General features: G+C 70.9%; 8 protein-coding genes. 4 read left to right on the forward strand and 4 right to left on the reverse strand.

The window, feature by feature from the left end; translation table 11 throughout:
- Nucleotides 1-436, forward strand: a 436-nt coding sequence (locus G6031_RS12980; protein ID WP_206682163.1) for a DUF4112 domain-containing protein, incomplete at its 5' end; no start/stop codon positions are given.
- A gap of 57 nt (nt 437-493) precedes the next feature.
- On the opposite strand, the gene G6031_RS12985 is transcribed toward G6031_RS12980, so the two are convergent.
- The 4 genes from G6031_RS12985 to G6031_RS13000 all read right to left on the reverse strand — a co-directional run bounded on the left by G6031_RS12985 (nt 494) and on the right by G6031_RS13000 (nt 5,328).
- Entirely contained in the window at nt 494-1,549 is a 1,056-nt protein-coding gene (locus G6031_RS12985) for a hemolysin family protein (RefSeq protein WP_182645135.1), read from the reverse strand.
- 44 nt (nt 1,550-1,593) lie between these two features.
- Nucleotides 1,594-2,952, reverse strand: a complete 1,359-nt coding sequence (locus tag G6031_RS12990; protein ID WP_179523670.1) for a hemolysin family protein — start codon at nt 2,950-2,952, stop codon at nt 1,594-1,596.
- A gap of 184 nt (nt 2,953-3,136) precedes the next feature.
- Nucleotides 3,137-4,015, reverse strand: a complete 879-nt coding sequence (locus tag G6031_RS12995) for a P1 family peptidase (RefSeq protein ID WP_182617533.1) — start codon at nt 4,013-4,015, stop codon at nt 3,137-3,139.
- Between the two features lie 53 nt (nt 4,016-4,068).
- A complete protein-coding gene (locus G6031_RS13000) occupies nt 4,069-5,328 on the reverse strand; it encodes an Ig-like domain-containing protein (RefSeq protein WP_182653476.1) in 1,260 nt (419 codons plus the stop codon).
- A 250-nt stretch (nt 5,329-5,578) separates the two neighbouring features.
- Between G6031_RS13000 and G6031_RS13005 the strand changes: the two genes are divergently transcribed.
- From G6031_RS13005 to G6031_RS13015, 3 genes are all read left to right on the forward strand, one after another.
- Complete coding sequence (locus G6031_RS13005) at nt 5,579-6,241, forward strand: NAD(P)H-binding protein (protein WP_182653477.1); 663 nt, start codon at nt 5,579-5,581, stop codon at nt 6,239-6,241.
- Between the two features lie 82 nt (nt 6,242-6,323).
- Nucleotides 6,324-6,782, forward strand: a complete 459-nt coding sequence (locus G6031_RS13010; protein WP_182653478.1) for a hypothetical protein — start codon at nt 6,324-6,326, stop codon at nt 6,780-6,782.
- A gap of 119 nt (nt 6,783-6,901) precedes the next feature.
- A complete protein-coding gene (locus G6031_RS13015) occupies nt 6,902-7,867 on the forward strand; it encodes an NADPH:quinone oxidoreductase family protein (protein ID WP_182653479.1) in 966 nt (321 codons plus the stop codon).
- Nucleotides 7,868-8,050 lie beyond the last annotated feature (183 nt).

Genomic DNA, 8,050 nt, shown 5'->3' on the forward strand with positions numbered 1-8,050 from the left:
CAGCGACGCGCGCGTCATGGACGACCTGGTGCGGATACCGGGCACCAGGTACCGCATGGGGCTGGACCCGGTGATCGGTCTGGTGCCCGTCGTGGGGGACGCGCTGGGGACCGTGGTCGCGGCCGCGGTGTTGGCCGAGGCGATCCGCAACCGGGTCCCCGTCCACATCCTGTTCCGGATGGGCTGGAACTACCTCGTCGACGCGGTGCTCGGCGTGATCCCCTTCGTGGGCGACGTGGCGGACGCCGCGCACAAGGCCACGTCCAAGAACCTGCGCCTGGTGGACCGGACCATCGCCGAGGGCAGGCGCGTGGACACCGACGCCCGCGGCTACCTGCTCCGCGCGGTCGGCGCGGTGGGTCTGATGCTGCTGGTGTTGATCGGCATGGCCGGGCTCGCGCTGTGGGGCCTGCTCAGGGTGATCGGGCTGTTCTGACCCCGGCCCCCCGGCCGGCAGCCCCCGGCCCACAGGTCCCCGACCCGCAGCCCCGGCCTACACGGAGGTCACGGGCAGGAGGCGCCGCACCACGTCGTCCAGCGTGAGGACCCCCCTCACCTCGGAGACGTGGGTGCCGGGGTGGCCGCCGGATTGTTCGACGACGACGAGGTGTGCCCGCGCCTCACGCATCCGGCGGAACGCCTCGGCCACCGAGAGGTCGTGCTCGAGAGACAGGCTCGGCCGCATGAGCTCCCTCGCCGTGGCCGCCGACTGGATGTTGATCGCGTCCCGCGCGTGCACCACGCCCACCGCGGTGTCGCTGTCCATCACCAGCAGGCGCAGGTGACCGGTGCGGCGGGCCGTCTCGCGGATCTCCTCGGGCGAGGCGTCCACGTCGACCGAGGACATCTCCTCCGGGGCGGCGGGGGTGTCCACGCCGCGCTCGCCCAGCAGGTCACCGACGGTGAGCTCCTGCAGCTCCAGTGCGTTGAGCAGCTGCCGGTGGTGGGTGTCGTCGAGCGTGCCGGCCTCACCGGAGTGGCGCACGAGCTCCCGCAGGGAGTCGGCGTCCTGCCCGGAGGCCACCTCGTCGCGGGTCTCCACCCCGATCCGGTGGAGGATCCGGTTGGCGAGGGTGTTGAGCATCACCAGCAGCGGGCGGGTGATCCAGAGGAAGCCCCGCATCGGTATCGCCAACAGCGTGGCCGAGTACTCGGGGTGCGTGATGGACCACGACTTGGGAGCCATCTCGCCCACCACGAGGTGCAGGAACGTGACGATGAGCAGGGCGATGACGAACGCGATGACGTCGGCCGTCCAGTAGGGCAGGCCCCAGCCGGCGAACACCGGGGTGAGCCAGTGGTGGACAGCGGGCTTGGTGATGGAGCCGAGCGCCAGTGCGCACAGCGTGATCCCGAGTTGGGATCCCGCCAGCAGAAGCGTGAGCTCGGAGGCGTTGCGCAGGGCGGCCCGGGCGGAGGCGCTCGACGCCGCCGCGTCCTCGAGGCGGTGGCGACGCGCGGAGATCAGCGAGAACTCGACGGCGACGAAGAACGCGGACGCCGCGATGAGGACGATCGTGGCGAGCACCACGACGAGCGGGTTGCTCATGAGGCCCGATCCGGCCTCGGCGGCGAGCAGGGTGGTGGTGGGGTTCATCGCGCGGCCTCCTCGACCACGACGTGCAGTTCGGCCGGCACGCGTCGTTCGATCCGGCGCACCTCGGTCCGGAGGACCCGGTCCGCGGAGAACTCCTCCAACACGTCCGTGTCGGGAAGGGGGATGTCGACACGGTCGCCCAGCTCGGGCAGGTCACCGGTCGTCTCGACCACGAGACCGCCGAGCGTCTCGGCGTCCACCTCGGGCAGGGTGATCTCGAGCAGGCGTTCCACCTCGTCGAGATGGGTGTCGCCGGACAGGAGCCAGCCCAGACCCTCGCTGACCGGGGTCCCGGCGGCGAGCTGGGGATCGTGCTCGTCCGCGATCTCGCCGACGATCTCCTCTGCCATGTCCTCCATCGTCACGACGCCGGCGAAGCCGCCGTACTCGTCCACCACCACGGCCATCTCCGACTTCTCGGCGCTCAGGCGGGCGGCCACCTCCGGCAGGGGCAGGGAGGTGGGCACGATGATCGGCGCCCGCATCAGGGCGGACACCGCGGTGAGATCGGCCTGGTCGTCGTCGCACACCGAGAGCAGATCGTGGAGGTCCACGATGCCGATCACGTCGTCGGAGTCGTCGCCGACGACCGGGTAGCGGGTGTGGCCGGTGGCCATCTTGGACAGGACCTCGTTGACCGTGTCCTCCGCGCGGACCACATCGGTGCGGCTCCGCGGGATCATGGCGTGCTCGGCGGGTTGTCCGGGGAAGTCGAGCATCCTGTCCAACAGGTCGCTGAGCTCCTCGGACAACTCGCCGGTCTCTTCGGACTCGGCGACGATGTGCTCCAGGTCGCGGGCGGTGGCGGAGTGCTCCTTGTCATGCACCGGCTCGATACCCACGGCCTTGAGCAGCGCCTCGGACGCCTTGTCGAACAGACCGATGAGCCAGCCGAACAGAGCGAGGTAGATCGTGGTGGACCGGGCCAGCCAGCGTGCGACCGGCTCCGGCTTGGCGATGGCCAGGTTCTTGGGCACCAACTCGCCGAAGATCATCTGCACGACCGTCGAGAAGAGCAGTGCCAGCACCGTGCCGACCACCACGCCGACTCCCTGCGGCACGGACGCCAGGCCGAGGAGTTCGCCGATCGAGCGGCCGATGAGCGGTTCGGCCACGTAACCGACGACCAGGGTGGTGACGGTGATACCGAGCTGGGCGCCCGAGAGCATGAAGGATGTTCGTCTGGTCACGCCGAGGACGCGTGCCGCCGCCGGGTCGCCCTTCTCCGCCGCGGCCCCCATCCGGGAGCGGTCGACGGCCATGAACGCGAACTCCTGGGCCACGAAGTAGCCCGTGAGCGCGGTGATCGCCAGGACCACCACGACTCCGACGAGTAGTGAGAGCGCGATGCTCATCCGGTGTTCCCCCTTCCGAGAAGGGGGCTGATAGATCGGGCCGGTGTATCGGCTCGGCTCACTGGAGGTGCTCCTGCGCTTTCGTCGGGGTCGCCCACGGGCCGGTGCCCGGGGTGACTACCGATTGTCCCGCCCATCGCCGGAAATGTCGACTCCGTTCCGGCGTGTGGCGTCGCCGGGCGTGTCAGTGACCGGCGGAGCGTATCGCCCGGGAGACGGCGTCCAGCGCCATCAGGCGGACCGTGTCGACGTCGGCGGCCACCTCGCCGGTGGCCACGGCGACGAAACCGTCACCGTCGTACCGGGTGTGCGGCGGAGTCAGCGCCCGGGAGAGCCCGTCGTGGGCGCCCTGAGCGACGACGAAGCACGCGGTCTTGTCCAACCTCGCGTTGGTCATCACCACTCCGATGGTGGTGTGGACCCGATCGGAGGTGTAGTCGAACGGCGGGACCAGGTTAGCGACACTGTCGAGGTCGACCTCGGTGCCTCCCGGGTCGACGTCCCCGTAGGCGTTCACCGCGCACAGCGCCCCCACGACCAGGTCGCCCAGTGTGCTCTCCGCGTACCGGATCCCGCCCGCGCGGAGGTTCTCCACCCCGCGCCACTGCGACGTGAACGCCCCGGTCCCCGCACCGAGCTGCCCCACCTCGAACCGCGGCCCGCTCGCCGCGACCGCGGCGGAGTAGCCGTCCTCCGCCGTCGGCCGGACCTTCGGGTCGCCGACCCCGAGGTCGAACAGCGCCAGGGTCGGCACGATCGGGACGCGTCCACCGGGAGTGGGCACGCCCCGCCCGGCCTCCTCGAGGAACCGCATCACCCCCTCGGCGGCGGCCAGGCCGAACGCCGACCCGCCGGTGAGGAGGACCGCGTCGATCGAGGTCACGGCCTTGTCGGGGGCGAGTGCATCGAGGTCGCGGGTCGCCGGGGCGCCACCGCGCACCTCTCGTGAGGCCACCGCCCCCTCGGGGAGGAGCACCACCGTGCACCCCGTCATCGCCGACGGGTCCGTCCAGTGGCCGATCGAGACTCCGGGCAGGCGGGTCCGGGGTGTGCGGGGCTCCATCGGGCAAAATTAGCGTGCCGACCATCCGACCGGCAACGGTGTCGACCGGCCCCTCAGTCGGCGGAACCCTTCTGCCAGGTGCTCCACGGGACAGCCCAGTCGCCGTTCTGCCAGATCCCCTGCTCCGGTCCGCCGGTGTTGCGGACCTCGACGATGTCCCCGGCGACCGCCTGGTCGAAGTACCAGGACGCGTCGTCCGGGGAGAGGTTGAGGCATCCGTGCGAGACGTTGGTGTTGCCCTGGGCCCACATCGACGAGGCGAGGGCGTGGAAGTAGATGCCCTCGTTGGTGAGACGGACCCCGTGGTCGACGGTCACCTTGTAGCCGACGTCCAGCGGCAGACCGTAGGTCGACGAGTCCATGAGCACCGAGCTGGCCTTGTCGAGGACCGTGTAGACGCCCCGCTGGGTCCAGAAGTGCATGCTCACACCGTTGTAGGTCGCCCACCCGCCCTTGCCCATCGACGTGGGCATGGTCTTGACCAGCTCCTGGTTGTGGAACACCGAGACCGTCTTGGTGACGTCGTCGGCGATGGCCACCCGTCGGTCACCGATGGTGAAGTCCACCTCCGCGCCCTCTCCGCCCCACTGGCCGCCGCCGAGGTTCCGGCCCTCGGTGTCCAGGTCCACGTGGACCCGGGTGCCGGTGGCGTAGTAGTCCCTCGGTCGCCAGTGCGCGGTGGTGTCGTCGAGCCAGAACCAGTTGCCCTCGACGGCGGGCTCGGTGGTGACCGTCATGTGCTTCTCCACGGTGGCGCGGTCGGCCACCGGCTGATCGAATCTGGCGCCCACGATGATCCCGACGCCGTACTCCCGGCCCGACTCCAGTGCACCACCGCCCGGGGTGACCAGGGTGGGGCTGATGATGGCCTGAGGATTGGCCATGGTGAACGTGCGCGTGTCGGTCCTCGGGCCGCCCGTCGCACCCCGATAGGTGACGTCCAGGGTGTAGGTGCGCCCGTACCCGAGGGTGACCGCCGGCTCCCACGAGGTCGCGTCCCGCGACAACTCGCCCTCGATCTCCTTGCCCGCGTCGTTGGTGAGGACCACCTCGGTCAGGGAACCGTTCTCGACCCGGGCCCGGACGCCGTCCACCACGGCGACGTCCGTCGCCCCGTCGGCCGGGGTGATCCGGAGGGTCGCCGGCTCCGGTGCCTGGGACGTCTCGCTCGGGGTGGTCTCCCCGGCCGAACCGGTGGGGACGGGGATGGTGCACCCGGTCGCGACGAGCAGGAGGGCCAGTAGCCCGGCGAGGATGACGAGGGGGACCTGCGCCGCCGAGCGCGAGAGGTACCCGGACCGGGACAAGGACATGCGTGACTCCGAGGCAGAACTGAGGGTGTACCGGTGAGTACCGGCTTATGTGCACATGATGCACGTCGGGTCCGACACGACGCGAACCCACACGGGCGCATCCGGCGTGTCGTTGTGGAGTTGTGACCGGATCGGGCCGGGACGCCCCCGAAACGTGAGGCACGTCTCGGATGGCGGGGCTCCGGCTGCGGTCCCGCACCGCGCCACCGACGGGGCGCACGGAGCGGGGCGGAGGAGTACAACGGAGGCCATGAGTATCGAACGCCCTGTGACCATCATCGGCGGCCACGGCAAGGTCGCCCTCCGCGCCGCCCGGATCCTGTCGGAGGCGGGTGCCCAGGTGAACTCGGTCATCCGCAATCCGGACCAGGCCGACGACATCCGCGAGGTGGGCGCGACGCCCGTCGTCGCAGATGTCGAGACGCTCGACGTGGACGGCCTGCGGGAGGTGCTGCGCGGCAGCGGCTCCGTGGTGTGGGCCGCCGGCGCCGGTGGCGGGAGCGCCGACCGCACCTACGCGGTCGACCGCGACGCGGCGATCCGCTCCATGGACGCCTCCGCGGAGGAGGGGGTCGAGAGGTACGTCATGATCTCCTATGACGGGGCCCGCACCGACCACGGAGTGCCCGAGGACGACTCGTTCTACCCGTACGCGCAGGCCAAGGCCGCCGCGGATGCCCATCTCCGGGAGTCCGAGCTGCAGTGGACGATCCTCGGTCCGGGGATGCTCACCGACGACGCCGGAGGTGAGTCGATCGGTGTGGGCGCCGACAAGCGCGAGGACCGGGCCACGAGCCGGGACGTCGTGGCCGCCGTCACGGCAGCGGTACTGCGACGGCCGGACACCGTCGGTCGCACGATCGAGTTCTCCGACGGCGAGACCCCCATCGGTGAGGCACTGACCAGGGAGTGACGCGCGGGTGACCCGGCCGGGGCGGGTCGTCCACGAGATGGGCGGGGCACCGCGCCGGGGGCGGCACGGCTATCCTCGACCGGTGCGGATCCTGGTGGGCGGCTCGTGGATCACGGTGTCCTGCGCACTTCTCACCGCGCTGTGGAGCGTTCCGCAGTTCCTGGCGACCGGCACCGTCACCCTGAGTTCGCACCCACTCTTCGTGATCCTGTTCCTGTTCCCCGCGCAGATCGGGGTGCCGGTGTGCCTGCTCGTGGCACTGAACTCGGTACTGTTGCTCTCCCGCGGCCGCCTGGTCACCAGCCCGCGACGGTTCCTGGCCGGGGGCCAGATCCTCACTGTCGCGCTGTTGGGCATCTGCGCGTTGCTCCTGGTCCTGCCGACCACGTTCGGGCGGGAGTTCATCGTGATGGCGCTGGCCTTCCAGGTGGGGCAGGTCGTGGTGGCCGTGGGGCTCGCACTCCATCTCCTGCGCCGCCGGAGGTTCCGCCGCCGCCCGGAGACGGCCGATCCGACCCCGCCGGTGCCCACCGACCCGTGAACCCGGGCCCTCTGACCCGTGAACCCGGGCCCACCGACCCGTGAAACCGGGTCCTCTGACCCGTGACACGGTCGGCCCTGTCCCGGCGAGGCGGGTGTCCGGGCTGACACTATGGGTCCATGCGAGCCATCCATATCTCATCCCATGACGGACCCGCCGCCCTCGAGGTGGTCGACCTCCCCGAGCCGGAGCCGGGGGCGGTCCTCATCGACGTCCACGCCGCAGGGGTGACCTTCCCCGAGGTGCTCCAGACCCGCGGGAAGTACCAGATGTCGCCCCCGCTGCCCTTCGTTCCCGGCTCGGAGGTGGCCGGCGTGGTCCGCTCCGCTCCCGAGGGCTCCGGTTTCGCCGCAGGCGACCGTGTGTGCGCCTTCCCCGGACTCGGCGGCTTCGCCGAGGTGGTCTCCACGGATCCCTCACAGGTGTTCCGGCTGCCCGACTCGTTGACCTTCGCCCAGGGGGCGTCCATCCCCATGAACGTCCTCACCGTGCACTTCGCGCTGGCGCACCGCGGCCGGCTCCAGCCCGGGGAGACGGTTCTCGTGCACGGCGCGGGTGGCGGGATCGGGATCGCCGCCACGCAGTTCGCCGTCGCGTCCGGCGCCCGCGTGATCGCGGTGGCCTCCACCGGGGACAAGCGGGAACTGGCCCTCAAGGCAGGCGCGTCCGACGCCATCGCGCCGGAGGGGTTCAAGGACGCGGTGAAGGAGCTCACCGGCGGGAAGGGTGTCGACATCGTCGTCGACCCCGTGGGCGGTGACCGCTTCACCGACTCCATCCGGTCCCTCGGACAGGAGGGCCGGATCCTCGTGATCGGCTTCACCGGTGGCGAGATCCCCACGGTCAAGGTCAACCGACTGCTGCTCGGGAACAAGAGCGCCGTCGGGGTGGGCTGGGGCGAGTACTGGATGAGCAACCCCGGTTACCTGCAGAAGCAGTGGGCCGAGGTGGAGCCGCTGTTGGCCGCCGGGAAGCTCGACCCGCTCGTCGGTGCGGAGTTCCCGCTGGAGAAGGCCACCGAGGCCCTCGAGCTCATGGACGGCCGTGGCGCGGTCGGCAAGATCGTGCTCACCACCGGGCGCTGAGCGACCCCCGGCCCGGAAGCCCCGTCGAGTCCATCACCCCATCGAGAAGAGCGTTCCGCGCACCCGCTCTCGGCGGATACGTGCGGAACGCTCTTGTCGACGAGCCCGACGAGCCCGCCGAGACCGACGAGACCGCCGGGCCGCCGGGCCGCCGGGCCGGCGAGCCCGACGAGCCCGGCGAGA

Source organism: Dietzia sp. CQ4, from assembly GCF_014145125.1.
Classification (GTDB): Bacteria; Actinomycetota; Actinomycetes; order Mycobacteriales; family Mycobacteriaceae; genus Dietzia; species Dietzia natronolimnaea.

Bases quoted from the DNA above. Each gene is read 5' to 3' on its own strand.
- G6031_RS13005 (WP_182653477.1), top strand. From the start codon at position 5,579: ATGAGTATCGAACGCCCTGTGACCATCATCGGCGGCCACGGCAAGGTC.
- G6031_RS12985 (WP_182645135.1), bottom strand. From the start codon at position 1,549: ATGAGCAACCCGCTCGTCGTGGTGCTCGCCACGATCGTCCTCATCGCG.
- G6031_RS13000 (WP_182653476.1), bottom strand. From the start codon at position 5,328: ATGTCCTTGTCCCGGTCCGGGTACCTCTCGCGCTCGGCGGCGCAGGTC.
- G6031_RS12995 (WP_182617533.1), bottom strand. From the start codon at position 4,015: ATGGAGCCCCGCACACCCCGGACCCGCCTGCCCGGAGTCTCGATCGGC.
- G6031_RS13015 (WP_182653479.1), top strand. From the start codon at position 6,902: ATGCGAGCCATCCATATCTCATCCCATGACGGACCCGCCGCCCTCGAG.
- G6031_RS12990 (WP_179523670.1), bottom strand. From the start codon at position 2,952: ATGAGCATCGCGCTCTCACTACTCGTCGGAGTCGTGGTGGTCCTGGCG.